Consider the following 26,910-nt stretch of genomic DNA (forward strand, 5'->3'; position numbering starts at 1 on the left):
GTTTATTTCGTCGCGAGGCCGACGCGGTTGATTCCCATTTTCTTGGCGGCCGAAATCAGTTCGATGACGTCGGCGTACTTGCTCTCGCGATCGCCGGCGATCAGCACCGGATAATCCGGATGGTCTTCATGCAGCTCGCGCAGGCGTGCGAGCAGGGCGGAGCGGTCCGGCACCGCTACCGTCGGCGCGCTTTCCTTGCCGCCGACGCCGATCGTCATGCCACCCTCGGGCTTGACCGTCACCTGGATATAGGTGTCCGGCGGCAGCGACGATTTTTCCGCCTGCGGCAGGTTGACCACGTTCGGCGTTTCGTTGGCCGGCACCGCCATGAAGATGATGAGCAGCACCAGCATCACGTCGATGTACGGGACGACGTTGATTTCGGATTTCAGTTTGCTGCGGCGTCCACCGCGCATGCTGCTGGAAAAAGCCATGTCGAATGCTCCGGCGCTCAGCGCGACTGGCGCTGCAGGATGTTGGAGAATTCCTCGACGAAGCTCTCGAAGCGGATCGCGAGGCGGTCGATGTCGTGGGTGAAGCGGTTGTAGGCGACGACGGCCGGAATCGCGGCGAACAGGCCGATCGCGGTGGCGATCAGGGCTTCGGCAATGCCGGGCGCGACCACCGCCAGCGTTGCCTGCTGCACGCTGGCGAGACCGCGGAAGGCGTTCATGATGCCCCAGACCGTGCCCAGCAGGCCGATGTAGGGCGAGACCGAGCCGACCGAGGCCAGGAAGTTCAGGTGCAGGTCGAGGCCGTCGAGTTCGCGCTGGAAGGCCGCGCGCATCGCACGGCGCGAGCCGTCGAGCACGGCGCCCATGTCGAGCGCATCGCGCGACGCCTGCTTGCCCTTGATGAATTCACCCATGCCGGCTTCGAAGATGCGTGCCAGCGGGCCGCTCTGTTCGCGCTGGGCGGAAGCGGACTGGTGCAGGGTATGCAGGTTGCCGCCGGCCCAGAAGCTGCGCTCGAACTGTTCCGTCAGGCGGCGCGCGGCGCGGATGGCGAACAGTTTGCGGAAGATGTACGACCAGCTCACCACCGACAGCAGGAGCAGGAGCAGCATGATGAGCTGCACGAGGATGTGCGCGTTGCTGATGAGGGCAAGGAAGGAAAGGTCGTGGGTCGGTGTCATCGGGTGAGCAGGGAAAGCAATATTGTTGGTTGAATACTTTTATTGATTCAAGCGGCACGCATTTTATCAGCGACATCCTCGGGGAGCGAGCGCGGGCGTACCGTGGCGAGGTCGACGCAGCCGACCTTGACGCTGGCCGCGGCCAGCAAATGCTCGCCGCGCCAGGCCTTCTGGGCAAACCGCACCGAGGCGGGGCCGAGCTTGTCCACTTCCAGCGTCAACCGGATTTCGTCGTCCAGGCGGGCAGGGGCGTGGTAATCGATGTTCGCGTTCTTGACCACGAAAGCGGCACCCGAGCGCTCGAGCAATTCCTGCTGGCCAATGCCCGCAGCGCGCAGCCACTCGGTGCGCGCACGCTCGAAGAACTTCAGGTAGTTCGCATAGAACACGATGCCACCGGCGTCGGTATCCTCGTAGTAGACACGTACTGTCCAGGTGAAAACGGAAGGCATGTCAGATTGCCAAAAATGATAAAAGGAAACATTTTACGCTATCGCCGCCAATGTTCGCCAGCGAACATGGTTGGGACAGGCAACCATACCCGAGATGCATGCAAGTCGGCGCGCGTAGTAGACGGGAGACAATGCTGTCAGGACAATAACTGTAACACTTTCTCACAATTATCGAAGCTTGGGCGCACGCATGTGCAGCAGCGCTCGTAGGGTGGACGGGTTTCCCGTCCACGCGTTCAACGGTAACGTGCACATCGTGCCACCAGCCGTGTGCCGGTTGTGCTTGGACGCGTGGATGGCAGAGCCGTCCACCCTACACTGACGTCCGCTTGATAGTGAACGGCGAAAATCCCTGGCAAGTCGGCATCAGCTCGATACTGTTGACATTCACATGCGGCGGCAGGGTGGCGATCCAGTAGGCGGTCTCGGCGATGTCGCTGGCCGTCAGCGGCGTCGTGCCTTCATAGACCTTGGCCGCGGCCGCATCGTCGCCCTTGAAGCGCACGTTCGAAAACTCCGTACCGCCACAGAGGCCCGGCGCCAGGTTGGTGGCGCGCACGCCGGTGCCGACCAGGTCGGCGCGCAGGTTGAGGGTGAACTGGTCCACAAAAGCCTTGGTGGCGCCATACACGTTGCCGCCCGGGTAAGGGTAGGCCCCCGCTACCGAGCCGAGGTTGATCACCAGGCCGCTGCCGCGCTCGACCATCGCCGGCAGCAGGGCGCGCGTCATCGTCACCAGCCCTTGGCAATTTGTGGCGATCATGGTTTCCCAGTCATCCAGCGATGCGTCCTGTGCCGGTGCCGTGCCCAGGGCCAGGCCGGCGTTGTTGATCAGGACATCGATCTGGCGCCAGGATTGCGGCAACAGAGCAAGGGCTTCCTCGATCGAGGCCTTGCTGGTCACGTCCATCTCGACCGGCAGCGCCGATTCGCCCAGCTCCGCCGCCAGCGCCGCCAGCCTGTCCTTGCGGCGGGCCGCCATCACCACCTGGTGGCCGTTGCGGACGAAAGTGCGCGCCATCTCGGCGCCGAAACCGGCGGAAGCGCCGGTGATGAAAACGATCATGTGAGTTCCTCGGTGGCAGAAGCAACAAGATTGTAGCCGATATACTGGTAGCAGCCGGCCCGGTCCCCCGCTTGGGAGGGCCGCATGGGAGGTTCCTTGCCCTCGCCGGTCAGTTCACATACAATCCCGAGTCCATTTGCGTCTCACGTAACTGGCGAAAACCTCGGTGTCCTTGATGCCGTGGCAAGGTGGATATCCACCGGGGAACGTGAGACTTCACCGCCGTTCGCCTGGGCAGCCGACAATGGGACTGTGTTGCTGCGCGACTGTCCGCTTCATTGACCATGCTGCTGGCCCACGCCGATCCAACACTGCCGTTGCCCGGTTCTCTTATCGATTGGAGTTTTGTACATGTTTGCAAAAGATCACACGCTGGCCAAGATTGACCCGGAACTGTGGGATGCCATTCAGAAGGAAAACACCCGCCAGCAAGACCACATCGAGCTGATCGCTTCGGAGAACTACACCTCGCCAGCCGTCATGGAAGCGCAGGGCTCGCAGCTGACGAACAAGTATGCCGAAGGCTATCCAGGCAAGCGCTACTACGGCGGCTGCGAATACGTCGACGTAGCCGAGCAGCTGGCGATCGACCGCGTCAAGGAGCTCTTTGGCGCCGAAGCGGCAAACGTGCAGGCGAACTCGGGTTCGCAGGCGAACCAGGGCGTGTTCTTCGCCATGCTGAAACCCGGCGATACCATCATGGGCATGTCGCTGGCCGAAGGCGGCCACCTGACCCACGGCATGGCGTTGAACATGTCGGGTAAATGGTTCAACGTCATTTCCTACGGCCTGACCGAGCAGGAAGACATCGACTACGAACAAATGGAAGCTTTGGCCCGCGAGCACAAGCCGAAGATGATCATCGCTGGCGCCTCGGCATTCGCGCTGCGCATCGACTTCGAGCGCTTCGCCAGGGTCGCCAGGGAAGTCGGCGCCTATTTCATGGTCGACATGGCCCACTACGCCGGCCTGGTCGCCGCGGGTGAATACCCTAACCCGGTGCCCTACGCCGACTTCGTCACGTCCACGACGCACAAGTCGCTGCGCGGCCCGCGCGGCGGCATCATCCTCATGAAGGCCGAGTACGAGAAGCAGATCAATTCGGCGATCTTCCCGGGCATCCAGGGCGGTCCGCTGATGCACGTCATCGCCGGCAAGGCCGTGGCTTTCAAGGAAGCGCTGTCGCCTGAATTCAAGGCCTACCAGCAGCAGGTCGTGAAGAACGCGAAAGCCCTGGCGGAAGCGCTGATCGCGCGCGGCCTGCGCATCGTGTCGGGACGTACCGAGTCGCACGTGATGCTGGTCGACCTGCGCGCCAAGGGCCTCACCGGCAAGGAAGCCGAAGCCATCCTTGGCCAGGCCCACATGACCTGCAACAAGAACGGCATCCCGAACGACCCGCAAAAGCCGTTCGTGACCTCGGGCATTCGCCTGGGCAGCCCGGCCTTCACCACCCGCGGCTTCAAGGAAGAAGACGCGACCAAGGTAGGCCACCTGATCGCCGACGTGCTCGACAACCCGCACGACGCCGCCACCATCGAGCGCGTCAAGGCCGAAGTCAAGGTCCTGACCGACAAGTACCCGGTCTACGCCCGATAAACCGGGACGTCGCCCCGGCGACGGCAAGACCGCAAAGGAACGGTAGTCCGGCATCCCGGGCTACCCTTCCTTTTTCGTTTATGATTGCACCATGAAATGTCCGTTCTGCCAGCATGAAGATACCCAGGTCCTCGATACGCGTGTATCCGAGGAGGGCGACGCCATCCGGCGCCGGCGCCGCTGCGTGCAATGCGACAAGCGCTTCACCACCTACGAGCGCATCGAACTGTCGATGCCGATCATCGTCAAGAAGAACGGTAGCCGTACCGAATTTTCATCGAGCAAGCTGCGCGGCAGCCTGATGCTTGCCTTGCGCAAGCGCCCGGTATCGGCCGAGGCCATCGACGGCGCCGTCGCCTCGATCGAGGAAAAGCTGCTCACCAGCGGCCGGCGCGAGGTCGACACCGGCTATGTCGGCGAGCTCGTCATGCAGGAACTCAAGCGGCTGGACGAAATCGCCTACATCCGCTTCGCTTCCGTCTACAAGGACTTCAAGGACCTGGCCGAGTTCCAGCAGGCCCTGGCCGAAGTCGGCCATACCCACAAATAAACAAGCCCGTACGCGTCACGCACGGGCCCGATGCAGGCTTCGCTAACGCGTGCGCGCAAAGTAGGACGCTTCGATCGCGTCCGCATCCCGCGCGCGCGAGACAAAATCGGCGATGTTCGCGGCCTGGGCCAGCGGGTCGAAGGCCGAGCCACGGAGAAAAGCCGCTACCTCGTCCAGTTGCTGCGGTGTGACGCGGCTGCGGCGGGCGGCTTCGATCGCCTCGGCGAACGTGGCCGGCTCCGTCTCGTCATACTGGTACAGGATGTGCGGCACGCTGTCCTGCAGGCGGCATTCTTCCGGATGGCGCGGCCGTGGGCTCACGACGACGCGGCCCAGCCACAGCGATTCGACCGTGCGGCAGGCGAGTCCCCGGAAAATCGAGGGCAGGTTCACGATCAGCGGCAGGTGCTTCAGCACTTGGGTGTAGTGGGCAAAGGCGGCGTGCTTCAGCTGCCGGTAATGCTCGAACAAGTCCTCCGCCTGCAGCGGATCGTTCGCGGTGGCCAGCGCCAGGATGTCCTGGTGCACCTCGGTGAAGGCGTCCGGATAGGTGATGCGTCCCGCCGTGATCTGGCCGGCCAGTCCGGCCTGGCGCAGGAAACGCTGGCGCTTGGCATACATGCTGCCGACGAAAGCCAGTTCATTCGACACGTTCACCTCCAGCCCCGGCGACGGATCCGAGGAGGTAAATGGCGACCACAGCGCGCGCACGCCCATCGACCGCAGCACATCGGCGTCATGGCGATCGAAAGCGATAAAGGCGTCCAGCCACAGCATCGTCTGCATGATGGCGCGCAGGCGATGCTGGGGCATGACGTCGGCGTTTTCGCCATGGTCGTGGAACAGCGTTTCGATGGCGATGCCGGCAATCGGAATACCGCGCTGTTTCAGGGTCAAGAGCGGCGGAATCGGAATCTGGTGCGTGTTCGCATCCATGCGGCACAGGCCATGCACCACATCGATCAGCGCGAAATCGTAGTGTTCGCGGCTGGCCAGCAGCTCCAGGCGCGCGGTATGCGGCATCAGCACGCAATCGACTTCGTGGCCGCAATCGCGCAGTGCCGCCGGAATACCTGCCGAACAGTGGTAGGCCAGCGAGACGGAATCGGAAAACTGGTTGAATTCGTACTGGATGAACAGGATTTTCATTATTGGTATCTTTGAGGAGGGGCGTGCGCTTCAACTGCCGGGATGACGATAATGCCGGACCGCGAGCCCGAGTGCGCTGCGCACGGCCGCGACGGGATCCTCGGTCGCCGGCGTCAGCATTTCGATCGACACGGTCATGTCCGGCGGAAGAGCGTGGCGCAGCAGCGCGCCGAGATGAGCATGGTCCGCCGCGCTTCTTCCCAGCGGCTGCAATCCCGGCTCGCTGATGTGGACATGTCCGATCAGCTCGCGGTAACGCACCAGCAAATCCGCGGCGTCTTCTCCATTGGCCGTCACCGACCCGATATCGAACTGTAGTCGAATCGCCGGATGCGCGGTTTCCCGCACCATCTCCGCCGCTTCCGCCGTGCCGAGCATGAAATTGCAGCCGTAAGCGGCGGGATTCGCCTCGAGGCAGACGATGCATCCCGAGGCGGCCGCGATATCGCCGAGGCGGCGGAAGAAATCGATGGCCATCGCGGTGGTGGTCGCGTCATCGATGCCGCTGCGGTCGCGGTTTTTTGGCGAACCGAATACCAGGCGTTTCGCTCCGAGGGCGCCGCCGATGGCGGCTATGCGGGCCAAGTGGTTCAGCATCGCTTCCTGCACGGCCGGGCTGCCGAACATGTTCAGACCCGTCGTACCGAAAAGCAGGGCCTGCATCGCGACGATATCGATGCCGCATTCCTGCCACGCGCGGCGAACGGCATCGAGGCCTTGCGTGTTGGATTCCTGTTTCGCATCGGCGATCGGAAAATATTTTCCGGGTGCGATTTCGATGGCATCGAACGCGAATGCATGCAACAGGCCAGCAATGCGGTCATCGTATTCGGGGTTCCATGCGAGATTGGAAATGGACAGGCGCATGGCTTCATGCGCCCCGGGCATAGTCGCGCACGGCGGCCAGGGTCGCTGCCTTGTCGTATTGGTAGGCGCCGCTCGTACCGAACAATGCCGCGTGGCGGGTACGAAAATCGTAGCGGGCCGCTTCGCCTTCGGTCTTCGAAGGCAGGCGCACACCAAAACCTTCCAGCGCGATCTCCTCGACACTGATCGGCTCGGCCGTCAGGTGGACCAGGCGCAGGCCGGCGTCGCTGGCGATGGCGATGTCCTTCCACAAATTCATCATCGGGTAGAACTGGAACACGCCGCGCGGGTCGATCTGCGCCAGGTTGTTGCCATGCTTGAGGTCGAAAATGACATTCTTGCGCAACCCGGCGCCGACCAGGCCCGGCAGCCGCACCGTGAGCGCGTTGTGGAAACGGGCGGCGACGAATTGCTCCAACTGACGGCGGTGCAATCCGTAGGGCTGCAGGCCGGCGTCAATCACCGGCGAGGTTTCATCGACACCGACTGGATCGGCAAAGACGTCGACGGTGCTGATCAGAATGAGACGCCTGCATGCGACCTGATCGAGGCAGCGCATCAGGCTGTCGATCGCTGCCTTGTCTTGCGCGGGCGAAGCGTTGGCCTTCCATTTCACGCCCGGTGCTCCGGCGCAGACCACCGTATCGAAGCTGCGGCCGCGGATCTCGTCGATATTCGTCGATCGGTATAGCGCCGGGAAATCCGCCTGCGCCATCAGGGTCGAGCCGACGAAGCCGGTATGGCCAATCAGTGCGTTCTCATGCATGCCAGCAGCCGCTCCTTCAATCGATTGCAATCCGGCCCGGCCGGTGCCGGGCCTCAATAGGCGAAATTGTAATCGGGATTGTAATGCTGCCAGAATCCGCTTGCCTCGCCGCGATAGGCCTGCTCGGCAGGGTCGGCAAACGAGGCGGGCTCGTTCTCGATGCCCAGGATATTCAGGATCTTCTCGAACGAATAGAAAATCGAGTCGACTTTCCCCGACAGCACACTGATGACGCGGCGGTCCTGGTGGACGTAGCAGCTGCGGTCGTCATAAGCGCCAACCGGTTTGGTCTTGATCGCCAGCTGCGGTCCGAGGTAACTGAATTCCTTGCCGAAGGAGGGCAGGTAGGCTTGCACCTGCGCCTCCATGCGCTCGCGATGCTCGGCCAGTTTGCCTGCCGAAACACTGGACAGGAAGGCGCGCGCCTCGGCGGACGTCCTGAAACGTCCCAGCGGCGTATGCGGAACGCTGGACAGCGTGTACACGCCCCGCTTTTCGGTCGGATACAGCGAGCACAGATCGCCGTCGACGAAGGTATAGGCGGGGAAATCGGCCTCGGTGCGGTAATAGAACAGGATCGTCGGCTCGTAGAACACGTCCACTGGGGGCTTGGTCAAATGGCCCCAGGTCGTGTCGATCAGCCAGTCGAAACGCTGGCCATTGATGCAGGGCGCGTCGGTGGTCGTTTGATCGAGGCTGACTTTCGTGCCGAAGACGGCGCAGTCCTTCAGTTTGCTCCAGAAGTAGTTGCGCGCCTTGCTGGTCAGGATCACCCTTTCGTCGCAGCGGATGATGCCCCCGACTTCCTTGCCGCCCAGGCCATAGGGCGTGGCGCGCACCTCGTGGAAGTCGATGCCGGACGAGATCATGATCTGGCGATAAGTCATGAAATCGATGAGCGAGTCTTCCTTCGGAATGACGTAGAAATTCCTGTCGATTTTCTCGGACAGGAAGGGATAGCGCTCGATGAAGCGGTTGAAACCGTCGCGCGTCTGGATCCGGGTGCGGTGATGGCGCGCGTAGTGAAAACCCTGGTGCAGGCGGAACTGGTTGTTGCCTGACGCTTCGGGAAAGACGCCCATGTGCTGCTCGAACAGGGTGACGTCGTACCCGAGCATCTTCAAGGTGGTCGCGAAATGGCAACCGTACCAGCCGCTACCGACAACAGCAATTTTCATGGTCTTCGACAGTTTTATTGGATTATTCAGCGGCACCTGCAGCGCGCCTGTTGGCCGGATCGGGTACCGGCATCACGCACCGCTCCCATAGCCATGGTGCGGGCAAACCAGGATTGTATCGGCGCCTTGCCTGGCGGCACCTTCGAAACAGCGGGCGAAAACCCGTCCATTTCATCGTACGCAGGCCGGCAGGGGCAATGCGGAGGGGCCGCACAGGGAGCGACGCAGCGACCACTCAGCCGCCTTCGCGTGCCCTGCACACGCTTGAGCCAACGCAGGCGCGCACCGGGGCTCGCTGATAACTTCACATCTCGCGCGATGGTGCGCCAACTTGCCTGTGGAGGTTTCCTTGCAGCGGTGTCGGCACGGCAGTCTTCGGCTCCAGCGGGAGCGCGCTTTCACGCTCGTCGAGGTGCTGGTGGCACTATTCGTGCTCGCCGTCGGCGTGGCCGGTGCGGCCGCCACCCAGGCACGCACGATGCGCCTGCGCCAGCAGGTCGCGCTCGAGTCCGAGGCTGTCCAGCTTGCCGCGTCGCTGGGCGCGCGCATGCGTGCCAACCCGGTACAGATGGCCTTGCCGGATGGCGCCAACCCCTATCTGTCCTTCGACTACGACGCCGCCGGCGGCGACCCGCCCGCCGCGCCCGCCGACTGCCATGGCAGCGGCGGTTGCGACCCGGCGCAGCTGGCACTGTTCGACCTCCACGAGACCGCGCGCACCCTGCGCGCGGCCTTCCCCCGGACGCATCGTCGTCTGCCGCGACAGCCGCGCCTGGAATGCCGCGCTGGGCACACTGGATTGGGAGTGCGCGGGCGGCGCCGGCGCGCCTGTCGTCGCCAAGCTCGGCTGGCGTATCCGCGGCGCAACCGCGGACGGGGCTGCCGAAGCGGTGCCGGTCGTCGCGATGGTGGTGGCGCGATGAGGGCGCGGCGCAGGCAAGCAGGCCTCACTCTGCCCGAGCTGCTCGTGGCGCTGGCGCTCAGTCTCGGCGTGCTGCTGGCGGCCGGCATCCTGCTGGCGGGCGCCCAGGCCTCCTACCTCGCGCATGCCGACGCCGCCGACGTCGACGACAGCGGCCGTTTCGCGCTGGCGCTGGTCGGGCGCGCCGTGCGCCAGGCGGCATTTGTCGACTGGGAGCACAGCGGTGCGGCGGCCTCCGCGGCGACGGCGCCGGCTGCGATTGCCGGGCTGGACGACCGCTCGCTGGGCAGGAATACGGCCGCCATCAGTGCCCCGCTGAGCGAGGCGGTCAATGGCAGCGACGTGCTGGCCCTGCGTTATCCCGGCGCAGGCAAGGCACCCGACGGCGACGGCAGCGTACTCAATTGCGCCGGCTTTGCCGTCCATGGGATGGAAGAGGGCTGGAGCATCTTCTATGTGGCGAAGAACGCCGACGGCGTGGCCGAGCTGCGCTGCAAGTACCGCGGCACGGGTAGCTGGAGCGCGGACGCAATCGTGGCCAATGTCGACGGATTCCAGGTCCTGTACGGGGTCGACATGGACGTCCCGGGCGACGGCGTGCCGAATCGCTACCTGAACGCGACGGCGCTGGCCGCGCTCGATGCCGCACTGGTGCCAGGCGGCGCCACGGCGGCCGAACGCGATGCCGATTTCGCCCGGCGCACTTGGTGGAAGCGGGTAACAAACGTGCAAGTGGCGCTGCTGCTGCATGGCGAACGGCCGGCGCAGGGCGCGGTCGTCCCCGCGGACCATGCCATGTTCGGTCTCGCGTACGCCGAGACCTTCGGGAGCGCCGACCCGGGCGTCAGGCTGGTGCCGCCCCCGCCGGCGGGCGGGAAGCGCGCCCGCTGCGGCGCCTGTTCACGGCCGTGTTTGCCGTCGGTGCGGCGGTGCCCTAGCCATGGTCCGTCCCGCTTCATTCGCCACCGAGCGCGGCGCAGCCCTCGTCACCGTGCTGTTCCCGGTGCTGGCCCTGTTGACGGTGACCATGTCCGGCACGCGCGCTGGCGGCCGCGAAGTCCGCCAGCGCCGAGCGCGATCGCCTGGTCGCGCATGCGCTGGCCGACGCCGCCCTGGTCGACGCCGAGCGCGACATCGACGGCGGCGCCGGCGCCGGCACGGCGCGCGCGGCCATCTTCGCCACGGGCGATGCCGGCGCCTTTCTCGAGCGCTGTGCGGGGTCGGCGGAAAGGCAGGGTCTGTGCCAGGCCGTACCTGCCCCGGGAATCCCTGCCTGGCAGCTGGCCGACCTGACCGGCGAGGCCGGCGTCGACTACGGGCGCTTCAGCGGCCGGGTACTGCCCGAGGGCGGGCCGCTGCCGGCGCGCCTGCCGCGCTACCTCATCGAATTGCTGCCCGCGCCGTCCGGTGGCGCGCTGTACCGGATCACCGCGATCGGCTTCGGCACGGGCGAGGCGACGGTCGTCGTCCTGCAGGTCTATTACCGCAGAGCGCTTGCGGGCGCAGCGCCCGGGGCGCCTGGCATCCGCCTCGGCTGGCGCGAGATTGCCAACTGGCCCGAATTGCACCGGGCCGCTTCCTGACAACCACGAGGAGACACCACGATGTATTGCGCGATGCCCGGCACGACATGCAGGACCAATGGGCGCGGATCCGGCTGCCGACGCGGATCCGGACGGGGGTTTTCCCTGATCGAGTTGATGGTGGTGCTGGTGATCCTGTCGCTGCTGGCCGTGGTGGCCTTCCCCAGCTATTCCAGCTACGTGAACAGGGCACGCCGGCTCGAGGGCCAGGTGGCGTTGGTCGACGCGATGCAGCAGCAGGAACATCATCACGCGCTGCACCACAGCTACGTCGCCTTCTCGGCCGCGGCGCCACGCGAGGGACTGCGCTGGTGGTCCGGCAACAGCGCGCTTGACAGCGCCTACGAGCTCGACGCCGAGGCCTGTCCCGGCAGCGAACTGCGCGACTGCGTGCTGCTGCGCGCGTCCCGGTACGCCGAATGTCGACGTGCGCTACCGCGACGCCGAATGCGGCGTCCTGACGCTCAGCAGCCGCGGCGAGCAGGGCGCGGACGGCCCGGGCAAGCGTTGCTGGCCATGAGGGCGCGGCGCACTACGGCAGGCTTCACCCTGGTCGAACTGCTGGTCGTGGTGGCGGTTGCCGCCACGCTGCTGGCGGTGGCGCTGCCCGACCTGCGCGCCCTGGTGCAGTCAACCCAGCTGCGGGCAGCCTCCAACGACCTGTTCGACGCGATCGGCCTTGCGCGCGCCCAGGCGATCGCGCGCAACGAGCGCATCGCGTTGAGGCCGCGCGACCCGGCCGGGCTCGACTGGGCGCAGGGCTGGACCGTCTTCGCCGACCGCGACGACAACGGCGTGCCCGGCGCGGGCGACGATATCCTCGCCGTGCACGGGGCGCTGGCGCCGGGCGTGGCGCTGGCGTTTGCCCTCACGAGTCCTGCGCCGCCGTACTACATCGCCTACAATGGCGCCGGACGCAGTTGCAGCGCGACGAGCAGCGGTGCTGCGCGCTGGGGCACGCTGTCGCTGTTTCATGGCGGCGGCATCCGCCGTATTAAAATCAACATGCTGGGACGGGCGCGCCTGTGCAACCCCGCGCGCGACGACAATTGCGACGGCGCCGCTGCGCCGCCTTGAGGGAACGCCGCCTCGAGCGGCGCCGGCCCGGGAACCGCGCTGAAGAGCGAAACTGAAGAACCACAGAGTGCAGATCGAGAACGACACCGACGGCATGGCGCTGGCCCGGAATGGGCGGCGAAGGGCATGTACATCACCGCGCCGAATCCGCGCGTGGGCTGCGTCATCGTGAAGGGGGCGTCGTCATCGGCGCCGGCCACACCCAGCCCGCGGGCCAGGCCCATGCCGAGATCCAGGCACTGCGCGACGCTGCCGCGCGCGGCAACGATGTGCGCGGTGCCACGGCGTACGTCACGCTCGAGCCCTGCAGCCACTACGGCCGCACGCCGCCGTGCTCGAAGGCGCTGGTGGAAGCGGGCCTCGGGCGGGTAGTGGCTGCCATGGGCGACCCGAATCCGCTCGTTGCCGGGCGCGGCATGGCCCAGCTGCGGGCGGCCGGCATCGAGACCGCAACGGGCCTGCTGGCCGATGCCGCCTGTGAACTGAACATCGGCTTTTTCTCGCGCATGCGCCGCGGCCGCCCCTGGGTGCGCCTGAAAACCGCGGCCAGCCTGGATGGTTTTACCGCCCTCGAGAGCGGCGAAAGCCAGTGGATTACCGGGCCTGATGCCCGTGCCGACGGCCATGCCTGCGCGCGCGCGCCTGCGTCATCCTGACCGGCATCGGCACGGTCAAGGCGGACGACCCGCAGCTCACCGTGCGCGGGATCGATACCCCGCGCCAGCCGCGCCGTGTCATCGTCGACAGCCGTCTCGAGATTGCGCTGGACGCGCGCATCCTGCAGGGCGAACCCTGCTGGATCGTGGCGGCGGGCGCATATCCCGAAAAGGAAGCCCTGCTGCGCGCCGCCGGCCACGAAGTGATCGTGCTGGCCAACGGCGCCGGCAAGGTCGACCTGCCGGCCCTGATGCTGGAACTGGGCCGGCGCGAAATCAACGAAGTGCACGTGGAAGCCGGCGCGAAGCTGAACGCCTCCCTGTTGCGCGAAGGCTGCGTCGACGAGCTGCTGGTCTACCTGGCCCCCAGCCTGATCGGCGCCGGGCAGGGCATGTTCGCGCTGGCGCCGCTGGCGCGCCTGGCCGACAAGACCGCATTGCGTTTTCACGAGGTGAAGCAGCTCGGCGCCGACCTGCGCATCCTGGCGCGCCTGGACACGCCCGCACCAGCCGGGATTGAACCCGATATTCACACCTAAAGGACAAGCTGCATGTTTACTGGAATCGTCGCCGCCGTCGGCAACATCAACTCGGTCTCGCCACTGGCGGCGGCCAGGACGCCGGCGTGCGCCTGGAGATCGACGCCGGCGGCCTGCCGCTGGCCGACGTCGCGCTGGGCGACTCGATCGCCATCAACGGCGCCTGCATGACCGTCGTCGCCAGGACCGACACGGCCTTTTCGGTCGACGTCTCGCGCGAAAGCCTGAACCGCACCGTGGGCCTGGACGCGCCGGGCGAAGTCAACCTGGAAAAGGCGCTGACCCTGGCCGAGCGCCTGGGCGGACACCTGGTCTCGGGCCACGTCGATGGCCTCGGGCGGGTGCACAGTTTCGAGTCCGTCGGCGAATCGCGCGAGCTGGTCATCGATGCGCCGCACGAGCTGGCCAAGTTCCTGGCCTACAAGGGCTCGGTGGTCGTGAACGGCGTGTCGCTGACCGTCAACCGGGTCGAAGACCTGGAAGCCGGGGGCGGCAAGGTGTGCCGCTTCTCGATCAACCTGATCCCGCACACGATCGAGGTCACGACCCTGAAGCACCTGCACGCGGGGGCCCGCGTCAATCTCGAGATCGACCTGATCGCACGCTACGTCGAGCGCATGCTGTCGGCTGCGCGCTGAACGCAGGTTCCACGGCGCCGGGCGGGCGCGTCAGGCCGATGCTCGCACCGCGTCGCGGGTGCTGGCCGGGCTGCTGGCCGGGGCATGGACCGGCGGATGCGGGACGGTAGCTGCCGAGGCAGACGCCGAGGCGGGAGCCGATGCGCGCGTGGCGTCCTGCGGCTTGAGCTCCCTGCCGACTCCGAAGCGCGCCATGGTGTCGGCGGTCGACGGCCGGTGCAGCCCGGCGAGGCGCTTGGCGATGTCGCCGATGGAATCGTACAGGCCCGTGCGCAGCAGTCCGCCCATGGGCGCAAGCGCGCCGGCCGGGCCCTTCGGACAGGCCGTGCAGCCTGTCGAGGAAGACGTCGGCCTTCATCAGCGCGGACGTATCGAAGCGGCGCGGGCGTTCGATGCGCGCGGTCGGCGCCACCAGTACCAGCGCATCGATCGCGACGTCCTGCAGGCCGAGATGGGCCAGGGCCCGTCGCAAGACCCGGGCATTGTGTTCGCATTGCGCTAGCGGCGAGGGTGCCGGCTCGAAGCGCCTGGCGTCCGCGTTCCAGCGCAGGTAGCTACCGTCATCGAGGATCCTGACGTCCTGCGCGAAGCATTTGGTGTCGAGGATGTAGAAACGGCGCGTACGGTGGATCAGGACATGGTCGATCTGGGCCACGTGGCCGCTGCGCGAGTCGAGCCGCAGGTCGTGGATGACGGCAGTGCGGGTGGCGTTCCGGAGCCACGAGTCGAGCAGGCAGGTCGCTTCCCGTTCGCTGCGGATGCCGGCGCGCATCGCGCGCAGCTCCCGCTCGATCAGGGGCTGCTTGTCCGGTCCCGCCAGCTTCAGCATGCGCTCGAGGATGGCCACGACCGGTTCCTTGTTGTCGATATCCTTGTAGATCATCCTCGGCTCCTGGCTAGATCGAGTGTTCAAGTCTAGGGCTGCGTCAACTATCCGCCACCGGATTTCTTGCATCAAAGCAAAATTACCCTTCCCGCATGAATTTTGTTGCGCGGCGGACGCATGCGAATCCGCGTAGACTGCGCGTTGCCGTTCAAACACGAGCTGGGCCCGCGAGAGGCAGCCGAACACGAGGAGAGAAGATGAGAATGCAAAGAACAGCGGCAGGGGTCACGCTGGCCATGCTGGCATTGGCCGCGCCTGGCGCGCAGGCGGCGCAGATGCGCGAATACCGCGCGCTCGCCATCAGCGCCGGTGGCGAGCGCATTGCCGCAGTCGAGGCCGTCGACCCGGGCGTGCCCGGCCAGCGTGCCCACGGCCGGGTGGTGGTGCGCGATGCCGCCAGCGGGCGCATCGTGTCCGAATACGATCCCTGCGCCACCTGTTCTTACGATTTCCCCAGCTTCTCGCCCGACCGCAGCGCGCTGGCCTTCATCGCCTCCGACGCCCGGGGCGGCGTCGCCACCTTGTGGGTGGCACGCGGCGGCAAGACCGTGCCGGTGGGTGCGGTCAAGGGCGTGGCCAACACGGCGCGCTGGTCGCCGGACGGCGCCAGCATCGCCGTGCTGGCCACGGTCGGCGCCACCAAGCAGACCGGCGCCGTCGAAGCCGGCGCGCGCCTGGTCGGCGAGATCGGCAGCAGCGAGGATGCCCAGCGCATCGCGGTGGTGCCGGTCGCGGGCGGCACGCTGCGCCTGGTCTCGCCCGCCGATACCTATGTCTACGAATACGACTGGACGCCGGACGGCCGCGGTTTCGTCGCCACCAGCGCCGGGGTAATGGCGACAACAACTGGTGGGTCGCGACGCTCGGCCACGTCGACGCGGGCAGCGGCGCGCTGCGCATCGTCGCGGCGCCGAAGATGCAGATGAGCCTCCCGCACGTCTCGCCCGACGGGCGCACGGTCGCGTTCGTCGGCGGCCTGATGAGCGACTTCGGCTCGGTGGGCGGGGACATCTTCACGGTGCCGCTGGCCGGCGGCGAGCCAGTCGACGTCACGCCGCGCTACGCCGGTTCCTTCAACGGCCTGGCGTGGAAGGGCACCCAGCTGCTCGCGTCGAGCCTGCAGGGCAGCGACATGGCCGTGGTGACGATCGACCCGGCCGCGCGCAGCGTGCGTACGGTGTGGTCCGGGCCGGTGGCGGCGAACGGCTCGCGTGACGGCCGCATCGTCTTCAGCGCCGACGGCGCAGCTGCCGTGTCGGTGATGGAAAGCTTCGAGCAGGCGCCGCGCATCGTGGCAGGCCGCCTGCCGGAGTTGAAGCCCGTCACGCACGACAATGACGGCTTCGCCCCCAGGTTACCGCACGCAGCATCAGCTGGAAGAACGAAGGACACACCAGCCAGGGCTGGCTGCTCGGGCCCCGCAATCCGAAGGCGGGCAGCAAGCATCCGATGGTGGTGCTCGTGCACGGCGGCCCGGCATCGGCCGCGATGCCGCGCTTCGTTGCCGAGGGCGAGTTCGGCAATCCTCTGGTGCGCGACCTGGTAGCGCGCGGCTACTTCGTGTTCCAGCCCAATCCGCGCGGCAGCTACGGCCAGGGCCTGGCCTTCACGATGGCCAACCGGCGCGACTTCGGCGGCGGCGACTGGCGCGACATCCTCGCCGGGGTCGACGCCGTGCTGGAGGCGGCACCCGTCGACGGCAACCGCCTCGGCCTGATGGGACACTCCTATGGCGGCTTCATGACCATGTGGGGCGTCACCCACAGCACCCGCTTCAAGGCCGCCGTGGCCGGGGCGGGCATCGCCAACTGGATCAGCTACTACGGCCAGAACGGCATCGACCAGTGGATGGTGCCCTTTTTTGGTGCCACCATGTACGACGACCCCGCCATCTACCGGGCCGCCTCGCCGATCGAATCGATCAGGAAGGCGAAGACACCGACCCTGCTGTACGTGGGCGAGCGCGATGTCGAGACGCCGGCGGTGCAGTCGATGGAATTCTGGCACGGCCTGCGCGCGATGGGCACGCCGACGGCGCTCGTGATCTACGACGGCGAAGGCCACGCGATCAGGAAGCCGGAACACCAGCTGGACCAGCGCAAGCGGACGGTGGAGTGGTTCGACAGGTATTTGAAATAGGGAGCCGTGGGCACAGGGTGCCTCGGCGGCCCCGCCCACCCTGCGGTTCTTGCCAACGGTCTGCGGACAGGCATCGAGCATTCGCGGCGATCAACACCCGGGCAACCCAGGGTGGGCACTCCGTGCCCACGCGCTACAGGCTTCGCCTTGCACCCGCGGCAGCGAAATCGCCGCTCGCGACGTTTCCGTGAGCCGCCATACGCCGGCGGTTCAGGCAATAGCGTACTACCCCAGGGTCAGTTTGCCTGGGCGGCGGCCGCTTCCTTCATGGCAGGCGCGGGCTGCTGCGACGGCTGCGCCGCTTTCGCTTTCTTCTCCGGATACAGCACCACCTGCACGTAGTTGTTCGTGTCCAGGTAGCGCCGCGCCGCCTGCTGCACGTCGGCCACGCTCAGCGCTTCCACGCGGGCCTCGTGGGTGAGGAGGGTGGCCGGGTCGGTGCCGTCCATCAGCGCCGACTGGATGCGTCCCAGCCAGTAGCCGTTCTCGCGCAGCGCCTTGCGGTAGTTCTGGATCCAGTTCTGCTTGACCTTGGCCAGGTCGGCCGCGCTCGGACCCTCGCGTTTGAGGCGGTCGAATTCCTCGAACGTGGCGGCGATCACCTTGTCGACGTTTTCCGGGCCGGTCGGCAGCGTCAGCGACAGCGAATAGCTGCCGTAAGGGATGCGGCCGAGCGAACCGCCGGCGCTGCCGCCGTAGATCAGCGACATCTTCTCGCGCAGCACCTCGATGATGCGGATGTTGAGCACTTCGCTCAGTGCCTGCAGGCGCATCTGCTCGTCTTCCGAGAACGGCGCTTCGCCGGTGAAGGTCAGCGAAATCGTGCTCTTCGGTTCGGTGCCGCTATGGACCGCGCGCTTGACCACGCCGCGCACGGGGCGCAGGCCGACGTCGCGCCAGCCGATCGGAAGCTCGGGCGTGGGCAGGCTGCCGAGGTAGGTTGCCAGCAGCGGTTTCACCCGCTCCAGGTCGAAGCTGCCGACCATCACGAAGGTCAGGTCCTTCGCGCTCGCGAAGCGCTCGCGGTAGATCGCGATGCTGCGGTCCAGGTCGATCTGCGCATACTCTTCCGGACGCAGCGGCCGTGGCGCGCGCGGGTGGTTGTTGTAGAGGGTGGCGACGAGCGCGTCGCCGAAGCGCGCGCCTGGCTGCGCATCGCGGTTGCGCGCGGCTTCGACCTGCTTGCCGATGAAGGACTTGAACAGGTCCTCGTCGCGGCGCACGGTATCGAAGCGCAGCCACAGGAGCTGCAGCATGGTCTCGATGTCGGTCGCGCCCGACGAGGCCCCGATCACCTCGCTGTAGCCGGACAGGCCGACGGTGACGGCGGCCGCTTTGCCGGCCAACACCTTCGACAGGTCGAGCGGCGAATAATCCTTCAGGCCCATGCTGGCGACGATCGCGCTGGCGTAGCGGGCGTTGAGGATGTCGCCGTCGCCGTACAGGCTCTGGCCACCATAGCGGGCCGCGCTCAGCAGCACCTGGTCGTTGCGGAAGTCGGTGGCTTTCAGGATCACCTTGACGCCGTTCGACAGCGTCAGGTGCGTCAGGCCCAGGGCCTTGTCCTGGCGCTCGGCGACGATCTTGCCGGGCTGCGGCGGCTCTGCCATCAGCTTGCCCAGGGATTTCTCGACATAGGGCGCGACTTCGGCCTGCTCGGCGCCGGCCACCGCCGCCAGCAGCGACTCGCCGCTCGGGGGCGGCAGGTCGGCGCGCTCGATGCCGCTGTAGATCACCAGCTTGCCGGAATTGGCGGGGATGGTGCGGCGCGCGTAGGCGTTCATTTCCTCGAGCGAGATCGTCGGCAGCATCTGGCGCGCGTAGCCGAATTCGGCGACGATGCCGGGAATCGGTTCCTGCTGCAGGAAGTTGCGCATGTATTCGGCCACGTAGGCGCCGGAATCGGTCTTCTCGCGTTCGTTGTAGGTGCGTTCGAAGCTGCGCATCATGTCCTTCTTCGCCCGCTCCAGTTCGGCGGCGCCGAAGCCGTGGCGGCGCGCGCGTTCGTTCTCGCGCACCAGGGCGTCGATGGCCTTGTTTGCGCCGCCGGGTTTCACGACGGCGCTGGCATTGAAGGATTTATGGAAAGGTGTGAGCTTGCCGAAGGCGCTCGAGCCTCCCAGGAAGGGCGGGTCCGGCAGCTGCGTCAGTTCCTGCAGCCGGCCATTGAGCATGCCGGTGAACAGGCTCTCGACCAGGCCCTCGCGGTAGCCGCGCACCGTGCTTGGCTCGCGCACCGGCTGCACCGGATAGCGGATCAGGAGGCCGTTACCCGTCGCTTCGCGGTCGGTGACGATGACGGCCTCGGTCTCTTCGCGGCGCCCAATCTCGGCATAGGGGCGCAGGCGGGCAGGGCGAGGATTGGTCAGCTTCGAAAAATGCGTGCGGATCAGCTTTTCGGCCGCCGCCGGCTCGATGTCGCCGACCACTACCACGGCCATCAGGTCGGGCCGGTACCAGTCGCGGTAGAAGCGGCGCAGTGCTTCGGGCGGGAAGCTGCGCAGCACTTCTTCCTTCCCGATCGGCAGGCGCTCGGCATAGCGCGAGCCGTTGTAGATCTTCGGGTAGAGTTTCTTGCCGATGCGGTCGCCCGCACCCTTGCCGAGGCGGAGTTCCTCGAGCACGATGCCGCGCTCCTTTTCGATGACCGCTTCGTCGAAAGCGATACCGTGGGCCCAGTCTTCCAGCACCTGGAAGGCGCGCTTGACGTTCTCGGGCCGGTCGGTCGGAATCGGCAGGACGTAGACCGTTTCGTCGAAGGACGTGTAGGCATTCAGGTCCGCACCGAACTTCACGCCAATCGACTGCAGGTAGTCCACCAGCTCATGCTTCTGGAAGTGGGTCGAGCCATTGAAGGCCATGTGCTCCACAAAATGGGCCAGGCCCTGCTGGTCCTCGTCTTCCAGGATCGAGCCGGCCTTGATCACCAGGCGCAGTTCGAGCTTGCGCTCGGGGCGGGCGTTCTTCTGGATATACCAGGTCAGGCCGTTGGCGAGCTTGCCGACCTTGACCTGGGGGCCGACGGGAATCGGCGCGTCCAGTTTCAGGGCGGCCCCGGCCCCGGCGGGCAGCAGGAGGGCGGCGGCGAATACGAAGCCTGGAACCAGGCGAAGGAGGGACGAGAAGCGTGAAAACATGGCGGTCATCGGCGAATCCGTGGCAAAGGCGGCGAGCCGCCATTGTAACGGTCGCCGCGCCGCCACGCGGGGCAAGTCAAACCTTAACGTAGCCGGCCCGCAGCAGGCTTTCCATTTCGCGCGCGGGGAGGGGCTGGCTGTACAGGTAGCCCTGCAGCACATCGCAGCCGATGCGGCCGAGGAAATCGCGCTGGGCCAGCGTCTCGACGCCTTCGGCCACCACGCGCAGCGACAGGCCGTCGGCCAGGGCGATGGTGGCCTGGGCGATGGCCGCGCTGCGCGTATCGGTGGTGATGTTGCGGACAAAAGCCTGGTCGATCTTGAGCTTGTCGAGCGAGAAGCGCGACAGGTAGCCGAGCGAGGAATAGCCGGTGCCGAAGTCGTCGAGCGAGAGCGACACGCCCATCGCGCGCAGCTCGGCCAGCTGGGCCTCGGCCGCGCTGGTATCGCCCAGCATCACGCTTTCGGTCAGCTCGATCTCGAGGTAGCGCGCTTCCAGGCCCGATTCGAGCAGCGAGGCGCGCACCACGGCAGGCACAGTGCCGGCCTTGAACTGGTGCGCCGAGACGTTCACCGCCAGCGGCACGCGCGGCAGGCCCGCGTCCTGCCAGGCCTTGTTCTGCAGGCAGGCCTGGCGGATCACCCAGTCGCCGATCGGCAGGATCAGGCCGGTGTCCTCGGCCAGCGGAATGAAGTCGGCCGGCGAGACCCGCCCCAGTTCGGAGCTCTGCCAGCGCAGCAGCGCCTCCATGCCAAGCACGCGGCCGTCCGCGCGCGCCACCTGCGGCTGGAAGTGCAGTGCCAGCTCGGCGCGGCCGATGGCGCGCCGCAGCCGCGTTTCCAGCGCCAGCCAGCGCATCGCCTCGTCGTTCATCTCGCCCTTGAAGAAGCGGAAGCCGTTGCGGCCGGCGTCCTTCTGGTGCGCCAGCGCGGCGTCGGCCGCTTTCAGCAGGTCGCCCGGGGCATTGCCGTCGCGCGGGAAGACGCTGATGCCGACGCTGGCGGTGACGACGACGTCGTGGCCCCCGATCGAATGTGGCTGGGCGACCGCTTCGATCAGGCGCTGCGCCGCGAGGATGATGTCCTCGGTGTCCTCGCAGCTGGTGAGCAGCACGAACTCATCGCCGGACAGGCGCGCCACCGTGTCGGCGGGGCCGGCGATCTCGCTGGCGCGGCGCGCCACTTCGCGCAGCAGGGCGTCCCCGGCCGAGTGGCCCAGGCTGTCGTTGATGCGCGAGAGGCGGTCGACGTTCACCAGCAGGAGTGCCAGCTGGCTGCCGTCGCGGCGCGCGGCGGCGATCGCCTGCTGCAGGCGGTCGTGGAACAGCGAGCGGTTCGGCAGCAGGGTGAGAGCGTCGTGATTCGACAGGAAGTCGAGCTGGTTGTGGGCGGCCTTCAGGGCCGACAGGTCGGTGGAGACCGAGACATAGGCGGTGAGCTTGCCGTCGTCGTCGCGCACCGCGCTGATGCTGGTGCGCTCGGGGTAGACCTCGCCGTTCTTGCGCCGGTTCCAGATCTCGCCGCGCCACTGGCCGTGCTCTTCCAGGCAGCTCCACATCTTGCCGTAGAAGGGCGTTTCGTGCCGGCCCGAGCGCAGGATGCGCGGGTTCTTGCCGATGACCTCGAACTCGCGGTAGCCCGTGATCTGCTCGAAGGCGGGGTTGACGGCGACGATGTTGGCGCAGGCGTCGGTCATCATGATGCTTTCCTGGGTGCTGTCGAATACCTGGCGCGCCAGCTCGAGCCGGTGTTCGCTCTCGCGCAGGGCGGCGTCGGCCTGGGCACGCGCGGTCGCTTCCAGCTGCAGCTGGGCGGCGTGGCGCTGCACGACGCCGTACAGGTTCAGGTTCTCGTAGGCCAGCGCCAGGTGCGCCGCCAGCGCCGCGGCCCAGCGCTCGTCCTCGCGCGTGAAGGGCGCCGCACCGGGCAGCGCAGGAAGTAGATCCAGCCATGCAGCTGGCGCAGGTCGCGCACGGCCAGGCCAAGGAAGGAGCCGCAGCGCGGGTGGCCGGGCGGCAGGGCGGCCAGCATCGGGTCGCCCGGCCCGAGCAGCAGGGGCTGGCGCGCGTGCAGCAGCGCGCCCGGCAGGCGGGTGGCGGTGCCGGCGTGCGGCGCGATCAGGTCGCGCTCGAAGCCTTCGGTACACAGGTGGCGTACGCTGCGCTCGTCGCTGTCGAGCAGGCACAGGGCGAAGCCGTCGGCGCCGAGCAGGGGCGCGGCCGCCTTGCGGAAGGCCTCGACGAGGCCCTCGACCTTGCGCTCGCCCACCGGTGCAGCAGCATCTCCTCGAGCGCGGCCAGGCGCACCGAGACGCGGCTGTCCTCGGGCACGGGCGGCGTCGGCAGGAAGGGAGCGAGCTCGCGCGCGGCCGCGGCGGCGGCCGGCGCGGTGGCGCTGTCGGTCATGCCCAGTTCGGCGTTCACGGCGTCGAGGATGTCCTGCGGATCGGAAGGTTTACTCAGCACCGTACGCACGCCGCAGCTGCGCGCCATCGCTATCGTCTCGCGTTCGGCATACACGGCAGAATAGAAAATGATGCGGGTGGCGGCAAGGTTGCGGTCGGCGCGCAGGCGCTGGACGAACTCGTAGCCGTCCATGGTCGGCATCAGGATGTCGGTAATGATCAGCTCGGGACGCTCGGCGCGTACCAGCGCGAGGGCGGCGGCGCCGTCCTCGGCTTCGAGCAGCCGATGTTCGGTAAAGCCGAGCAGCGCGAGCAGGTAGGCGCGGTTGCTCGGCCGGTCATCGACGATGAGGATGGTTGCCATCAGCACGTCTCCCGGGCTGCGGCGGTGGACTGAGGCGCGAATATCGGTACCAACATGACAACTCCAGGAATGCGCCGACGGCAGCACGCGGCGCGTTAGACCAGATCGCTGCATCATAATCCAGCCAATGTCGCGAGACACGAGAAAGTTGCATTGCAAAACGTGAAAATTAACAATTGTTCTTGAACAAATCCAATTGCGTTGCACTACTGCAACGTTTGCGGCGCGATCCGCATTTCCGTATGTGGCGAGTTGCGCCGTCTGCCCGCTGGAGGGAAATTCTGCTGCCGAGCTCCTCGCCAGGGCCGGTTGAAAGCTGGTAAATCCTTTAAAATAGCGGATTACGCACGATGCGTCACTGTTTCAAGGAAATCACATGTCTATCTCCAGCACCCAGGAAATCGTTGCCGAACTGCGCGCAGGGCGCATGGTCATTCTCGTGGACGAGGAAGACCGCGAGAACGAAGGCGACCTGGTGCTGGCCGCCGACTTCGTTACCCCGGAGGCGATCAACTTCATGATCCGCCATGCCCGTGGCCTGGTCTGCCTGACGCTCTCGGAAGAGATCTGCGACCGCCTGGCGCTGCCGATGATGACGACCCGTAACGGCACCTCCTTCGGCACCAATTTCACCGTCTCGATCGAGGCGGCAGAAGGTGTCACCACCGGCATCTCGGCGGCGGACCGTGCCCGCACGATCCAGGTGGCCGTGAACAAGGGCGCCCGTCCCGACGACCTGGTGCAGCCGGGCCACATCTTCCCGCTGCGTGCGGTCAAGGGCGGTGTGCTGATGCGCGCCGGCCACACCGAAGCCGGCTGCGACCTGACCGAAATGGGCGGACTGACCCCGGCCTCGGTGATCTGCGAGATCATCAAGGAAGACGGCACGATGGCGCGCCTGCCGGACCTGATCGAGTTCGCGAAAGAACACAACCTGAAGATCGGCACGATCGCCGACCTGATCCACTACCGCAGCCAGAACGAGAGCCTGGTCGAGCGCGTTGCCGAGCGTACCCTGAACACCGCCCACGGCGAGTTCAAGCTGATCGCCTACCGCGACAAGCCGAGCGGCAGCGCCCACCTGGCGATGGTGCATGGCGAGCTCAAACGCGAGGATGAAACCCTGGTGCGCGTGCACCAGCCGGTCTCGATCCTGGACGTGCTGGAACACCGCGCCACCACCCACTCCTGGACCATGGCCTCGGCCATGGACGCGATCAAGGCCGCCGACAGCGGCGTGCTGGTGCTGCTCAACTGCGGCGAGACCGCCGAGCAGCTCTTCGCCCAGTTCGCCTCGATCGACGCGCCCGGCGCTCGCCCGAGCGGCCGCGCGGCGACGATGGACCTGCGCACCTATGGCATCGGCGCCCAGATCCTGAAGGAACTGGGCGTGGGCAAGATGAAGCTGCTGGCCAATCCGCGCAAGATGCCCTCGATGACCGGTTTCGATCTCGAGGTGACCGGATACATCGCCTGTCCGGCGGCTTGAGCCTCGATAAACCTGCTGCGCGTCGGATTGTCGGCCTGCGATGCTCGCTGTGCGTTTGTACAGCTGCGCTTCTTGGCCAACACTCCTTCCGCTCGCTACGGTTTCCCGAGGCTTCGAGACAGGGTAGGATCACATTATTGAAACGAACAAATCACAGAAGAGGGTAGCCATGACGGTAGGAACTTATGAAAGCAATATGACGGGCGAAGACCTGCGCATCGGGATCGTGCAGGCGCGCTTCAACGCCGACGTCGGGCATGGCCTGCTGTCGTCGTGCCTGGCCGAACTGAAGCACCTGGGCGTGGCCGACGAGGACATCCTGCACGTGACCGTTCCGGGTGCACTGGAAATCCCGCTGGCGCTGCAGAAGATGGCCGAGACCCAGCAGTTCGACGCCCTGATTGCGCTGGGCGCCGTCATCCGCGGCGAAACCTACCACTTCGAGCTGGTCTCGAACGAGTCCGGCGCCGGCATCACCCGCATCGGCCTGGATTACGGCATCCCGATCGCCAACGCCGTGCTGACCACCGAGACCGACGAGCAGGCCGAAGCGCGCATGGCCGAGAAGGGCACCGACGCCGCACGGGTCGCGGTCGAGATGGCCAACCTCCTGATGGCGCTCGAAGAGCTGCATCCGGAAGAAGAAGAGTAAGCAGCAGAAAGCAGAGAAGGACGCATATGAACGACAAGACCACCCACGCCAACCCGAGCAAGAACCGCACCCCGCGCCACCGCGCGCGCGAGTTCGCGCTGCAGGGCCTGTACCAATGGCTGCTCAACAACGAGCCGTCGAGCACCGTGACGAACAACATCCGCGGCGCCCACGGCTTCGACAAGGCCGATGGCGAATATTTCGCGGCACTGCTCAACGGCACCATCAGCACCTCGATCGAGCTGCGCGAAGCGATTGCCCCCCTGATCGACCGTACGATCACGGAACTGTCCCCGATCGAGCACGGCGTGCTGCTGCTGGGCGCCTACGAGCTGAAGAACCATCCGGAGATTCCGTACCGCGTCGTCATCAACGAAGCGGTCGAGCTGACCAAGTCCTTCGGCGGCATTGACGGCCACAAGTATGTGAACGGCGTGCTCGACAAGCTGGCGGGCAGGCTGCGTCCGGAGGAAGTCGCGGCCGACGTGCGCCGCTGAGATTCGCCACGCGCTCTATATATATTAGTAGGGCCGGCTCGTAAGCCACCGATGCCTCGCGGCGCGGTGGCTTTTTTGTTGGGTGATGCGGGCAGGCGTGTACCCGTGGGGCGCGTGGGTGCCGACGTGGGTTGATCGCGTGGGCGGCGCGAAGGGCGCGGGCTCGGCCTGCGACGGCGTGGAGCCGCACACCCTGCGTCCGCGCCATAAAAAAAAAGCCACCGCGAGCGGTGGCCATGAGGAGTGAAGGTTAATAGCGCTTACAGGTTGGCCAGCGCATCGGTGTGGGCTTCGGCCGCCGGGGCTTCCTCGGCTTTCGGCGCGGGGGCGCTGTCCGGGGCGGGCGTGGCCGGTGCCGCTGGCGCCGCCTTGTTGACGACCATCTGGCTCGGTGCGGCAGGAGCGTTGGTGGTCGGCACGTGCTTGCCGCCGGCGACCGCCTTCAGGCGGTGGTATTCGGCCAGGACCTTGGCACCGTAGCCGGAGTCGCTTTCCATGTCGGCCGCGCCGACGTAGGTCTTCAGGGCGCCTTCGACCGAGCCGGTGCGCTTGACGTAGTCCTTGAGGATCTGGGCGCCGACACGGATGTTGGCGACCGGGTTCAGGGCTGCCTGGGTGCCGCCGACTTCCTCGAACTTGTCGTGGTGGACCTTGGCCATGACCTGCATCAGGCCCTTGGCGCCCATCGGGCTTTCCGCAAAGGGATTCAGGCCCGATTCGATCGCCATGACCGCAAGGATCAGGAGCGGGTCGAGTTTCATCTCGTGCGCCGTCGTGTAGGCGGTCGAGACGAGCATGTTGGCGGCGTCGCCGGCCACGCGGTAGCGCTTGGCCAGCCACGAGGTCACGTTCTTTTGCTGCCTGCTGTTGCCGAGCACCTTGGGCTCGGCGGGTTCCGGCGCGGCCTCGGCCACGACAGGCTGGGCGGCAGGCGCCGGTGCCTGGACGACGGTCACGCCGGCAGGCGCGCTGTCGGCTTCGGGAGACAACAGTTCGGACACCTTCCTGGCGGCATCCGGGTTCGTGTAGAGCAGGGCCAGTACCGCCACTGCCGAGAGACCGAACACGGTCAGTGTGTGCTGCATGGTGGTCAACAGACCACGTGCCGTCTTGCTCACTTGCGAAAACGTGATTGGCTGGCTGGCCATGGATTGGACGAGCCTTG

The 26,910-nt window shown here is 66.5% G+C and carries 24 protein-coding genes, 2 pseudogenes and 1 riboswitch; of the genes and pseudogenes, 13 read left to right on the forward strand and 13 right to left on the reverse strand.

Going from position 1 to position 26,910, the window contains the following annotated elements:
• Positions 1-2: 2 nt before the first annotated feature.
• The 4 genes from G4G28_RS08415 to G4G28_RS08430 form a co-directional block, all read right to left on the reverse strand.
• A complete protein-coding gene (locus tag G4G28_RS08415; RefSeq protein ID WP_182991606.1) occupies positions 3-434 on the reverse strand; it encodes a biopolymer transporter ExbD in 432 nt (143 codons plus the stop codon).
• Positions 435-451: 17 nt separating this feature from the next.
• Positions 452-1,135, reverse strand: a complete 684-nt coding sequence (gene tolQ / locus G4G28_RS08420; RefSeq protein WP_182991607.1) for a protein TolQ — start codon at positions 1,133-1,135, stop codon at positions 452-454.
• Positions 1,136-1,182: 47 nt separating this feature from the next.
• A complete protein-coding gene (gene ybgC, locus G4G28_RS08425) occupies positions 1,183-1,587 on the reverse strand; it encodes a tol-pal system-associated acyl-CoA thioesterase (RefSeq protein WP_182991608.1) in 405 nt (134 codons plus the stop codon).
• Positions 1,588-1,900: 313 nt separating this feature from the next.
• Positions 1,901-2,653, reverse strand: coding sequence for an SDR family oxidoreductase (locus tag G4G28_RS08430; protein ID WP_182991609.1), 753 nt, complete (start codon positions 2,651-2,653; stop codon positions 1,901-1,903).
• Positions 2,654-2,790: 137 nt separating this feature from the next.
• Positions 2,791-2,896, forward strand: a riboswitch (ZMP/ZTP riboswitch).
• A gap of 108 nt (positions 2,897-3,004) precedes the next feature.
• Between G4G28_RS08430 and glyA the strand changes: the two genes are divergently transcribed.
• Positions 3,005-4,252, forward strand: coding sequence for a serine hydroxymethyltransferase (gene glyA / locus G4G28_RS08435; RefSeq protein WP_182991610.1), 1,248 nt, complete (start codon positions 3,005-3,007; stop codon positions 4,250-4,252).
• Positions 4,253-4,343: 91 nt separating this feature from the next.
• A complete protein-coding gene (gene nrdR / locus G4G28_RS08440) occupies positions 4,344-4,802 on the forward strand; it encodes a transcriptional regulator NrdR (protein ID WP_182991611.1) in 459 nt (152 codons plus the stop codon).
• A 42-nt stretch (positions 4,803-4,844) separates the two neighbouring features.
• Here nrdR and G4G28_RS08445 read toward each other — a convergent pair whose 3' ends face one another.
• The 4 genes from G4G28_RS08445 to G4G28_RS08460 are packed head-to-tail and all read right to left on the reverse strand — an operon-like array spanning position 4,845 to position 8,762.
• Positions 4,845-5,951, reverse strand: coding sequence for a hypothetical protein (locus G4G28_RS08445; RefSeq protein ID WP_182991612.1), 1,107 nt, complete (start codon positions 5,949-5,951; stop codon positions 4,845-4,847).
• Between the two features lie 30 nt (positions 5,952-5,981).
• Positions 5,982-6,818 carry a sugar phosphate isomerase/epimerase gene (locus tag G4G28_RS08450; RefSeq protein ID WP_182991613.1) on the reverse strand — a complete coding sequence of 279 codons (837 nt, stop codon included), beginning with the start codon at positions 6,816-6,818 and terminating at the stop codon, positions 5,982-5,984.
• Positions 6,819-6,822: 4 nt separating this feature from the next.
• Positions 6,823-7,584: a pyridine nucleotide transhydrogenase gene (locus G4G28_RS08455; RefSeq protein ID WP_182991614.1), complete on the reverse strand. Its 762-nt coding sequence runs from the start codon at positions 7,582-7,584 to the stop codon at positions 6,823-6,825.
• 53 nt (positions 7,585-7,637) lie between these two features.
• Positions 7,638-8,762: an NAD(P)-binding protein gene (locus G4G28_RS08460; RefSeq protein ID WP_182991615.1), complete on the reverse strand. Its 1,125-nt coding sequence runs from the start codon at positions 8,760-8,762 to the stop codon at positions 7,638-7,640.
• A gap of 412 nt (positions 8,763-9,174) precedes the next feature.
• Between G4G28_RS08460 and G4G28_RS25555 the strand changes: the two genes are divergently transcribed.
• The 5 genes and pseudogenes from G4G28_RS25555 (at position 9,175) to G4G28_RS08495 (ending at position 14,177) form a co-directional block, all read left to right on the forward strand.
• Positions 9,175-10,977: a PilW family protein gene (locus tag G4G28_RS25555; RefSeq protein ID WP_229507960.1), complete on the forward strand. Its 1,803-nt coding sequence runs from the start codon at positions 9,175-9,177 to the stop codon at positions 10,975-10,977.
• Entirely contained in the window at positions 10,974-11,267 is a 294-nt protein-coding gene (locus tag G4G28_RS25560) for a pilus assembly protein (protein ID WP_229508065.1), read from the forward strand. Before G4G28_RS25555 ends, G4G28_RS25560 begins: the two co-directional genes overlap by 4 nt.
• A 117-nt stretch (positions 11,268-11,384) precedes the next feature.
• Positions 11,385-12,344, forward strand: a complete 960-nt coding sequence (locus tag G4G28_RS25565) for a GspH/FimT family pseudopilin (RefSeq protein ID WP_229507961.1) — start codon at positions 11,385-11,387, stop codon at positions 12,342-12,344.
• Positions 12,345-12,438: 94 nt separating this feature from the next.
• Positions 12,439-13,539 (forward strand): annotated as a pseudogene (ribD, locus tag G4G28_RS08490) (bifunctional diaminohydroxyphosphoribosylaminopyrimidine deaminase/5-amino-6-(5-phosphoribosylamino)uracil reductase RibD).
• A gap of 12 nt (positions 13,540-13,551) precedes the next feature.
• Positions 13,552-14,177: pseudogene (locus tag G4G28_RS08495) on the forward strand (riboflavin synthase).
• On the opposite strand, the gene G4G28_RS08500 reads toward G4G28_RS08495, so the two are convergent.
• Positions 14,116-15,060 carry a nuclease-related domain-containing protein gene (locus G4G28_RS08500; protein ID WP_183108239.1) on the reverse strand — a complete coding sequence of 315 codons (945 nt, stop codon included), beginning with the start codon at positions 15,058-15,060 and terminating at the stop codon, positions 14,116-14,118. The pseudogene G4G28_RS08495 and the gene G4G28_RS08500 sit on opposite strands and share 62 nt — an antisense overlap.
• A 200-nt stretch (positions 15,061-15,260) precedes the next feature.
• Between G4G28_RS08500 and G4G28_RS24715 the strand changes: the two genes are divergently transcribed.
• The 3 genes from G4G28_RS24715 to G4G28_RS24725 are packed head-to-tail and all read left to right on the forward strand — an operon-like array spanning position 15,261 to position 17,202.
• On the forward strand, positions 15,261-15,989 hold the full coding sequence (locus tag G4G28_RS24715) for a hypothetical protein (protein WP_202033879.1): 729 nt from the start codon (positions 15,261-15,263) through the stop codon (positions 15,987-15,989).
• A complete protein-coding gene (locus G4G28_RS24720; RefSeq protein ID WP_202033738.1) occupies positions 15,986-16,609 on the forward strand; it encodes a hypothetical protein in 624 nt (207 codons plus the stop codon). Before G4G28_RS24715 ends, G4G28_RS24720 begins: the two co-directional genes overlap by 4 nt.
• Positions 16,513-17,202 carry a S9 family peptidase gene (locus G4G28_RS24725; RefSeq protein WP_202033880.1) on the forward strand — a complete coding sequence of 230 codons (690 nt, stop codon included), beginning with the start codon at positions 16,513-16,515 and terminating at the stop codon, positions 17,200-17,202. The genes G4G28_RS24720 and G4G28_RS24725 overlap by 97 nt, the downstream gene beginning before the upstream one ends.
• A gap of 236 nt (positions 17,203-17,438) precedes the next feature.
• On the opposite strand, the gene G4G28_RS08510 is transcribed toward G4G28_RS24725, so the two are convergent.
• The 3 genes from G4G28_RS08510 to G4G28_RS08520 all read right to left on the reverse strand — a co-directional run bounded on the left by G4G28_RS08510 (position 17,439) and on the right by G4G28_RS08520 (position 23,107).
• Positions 17,439-20,348: a pitrilysin family protein gene (locus G4G28_RS08510; RefSeq protein WP_229425563.1), complete on the reverse strand. Its 2,910-nt coding sequence runs from the start codon at positions 20,346-20,348 to the stop codon at positions 17,439-17,441.
• A 67-nt stretch (positions 20,349-20,415) separates the two neighbouring features.
• On the reverse strand, positions 20,416-22,167 hold the full coding sequence (locus G4G28_RS08515; protein WP_183108240.1) for a bifunctional diguanylate cyclase/phosphodiesterase: 1,752 nt from the start codon (positions 22,165-22,167) through the stop codon (positions 20,416-20,418).
• A gap of 289 nt (positions 22,168-22,456) precedes the next feature.
• A complete protein-coding gene (locus G4G28_RS08520) occupies positions 22,457-23,107 on the reverse strand; it encodes a response regulator (protein WP_183108241.1) in 651 nt (216 codons plus the stop codon).
• A gap of 376 nt (positions 23,108-23,483) precedes the next feature.
• Here G4G28_RS08520 and ribBA point away from each other — a divergent pair, with 376 nt between their 5' ends.
• The 3 genes from ribBA (at position 23,484) to nusB (ending at position 25,745) form a co-directional block, all read left to right on the forward strand.
• Positions 23,484-24,596, forward strand: a complete 1,113-nt coding sequence (ribBA, locus tag G4G28_RS08525; protein ID WP_182991621.1) for a bifunctional 3,4-dihydroxy-2-butanone-4-phosphate synthase/GTP cyclohydrolase II — start codon at positions 23,484-23,486, stop codon at positions 24,594-24,596.
• A 169-nt stretch (positions 24,597-24,765) separates the two neighbouring features.
• Positions 24,766-25,248 (forward strand): 6,7-dimethyl-8-ribityllumazine synthase, encoded by a 483-nt coding sequence (gene ribH, locus G4G28_RS08530; protein WP_182987946.1) that lies wholly within the window; start codon positions 24,766-24,768, stop codon positions 25,246-25,248.
• Between the two features lie 26 nt (positions 25,249-25,274).
• Entirely contained in the window at positions 25,275-25,745 is a 471-nt protein-coding gene (gene nusB / locus G4G28_RS08535) for a transcription antitermination factor NusB (RefSeq protein WP_182987947.1), read from the forward strand.
• A 260-nt stretch (positions 25,746-26,005) separates the two neighbouring features.
• Here the strand turns inward: nusB and G4G28_RS08540 are convergent, their stop codons facing one another.
• A complete protein-coding gene (locus G4G28_RS08540; protein ID WP_229507962.1) occupies positions 26,006-26,893 on the reverse strand; it encodes a transglycosylase SLT domain-containing protein in 888 nt (295 codons plus the stop codon).
• Between the last annotated feature and the right edge of the window lie 17 nt (positions 26,894-26,910).

The organism is Massilia sp. Dwa41.01b, from assembly GCF_014171775.1.
Taxonomy (GTDB): domain Bacteria; phylum Pseudomonadota; class Gammaproteobacteria; order Burkholderiales; family Burkholderiaceae_D; genus Telluria.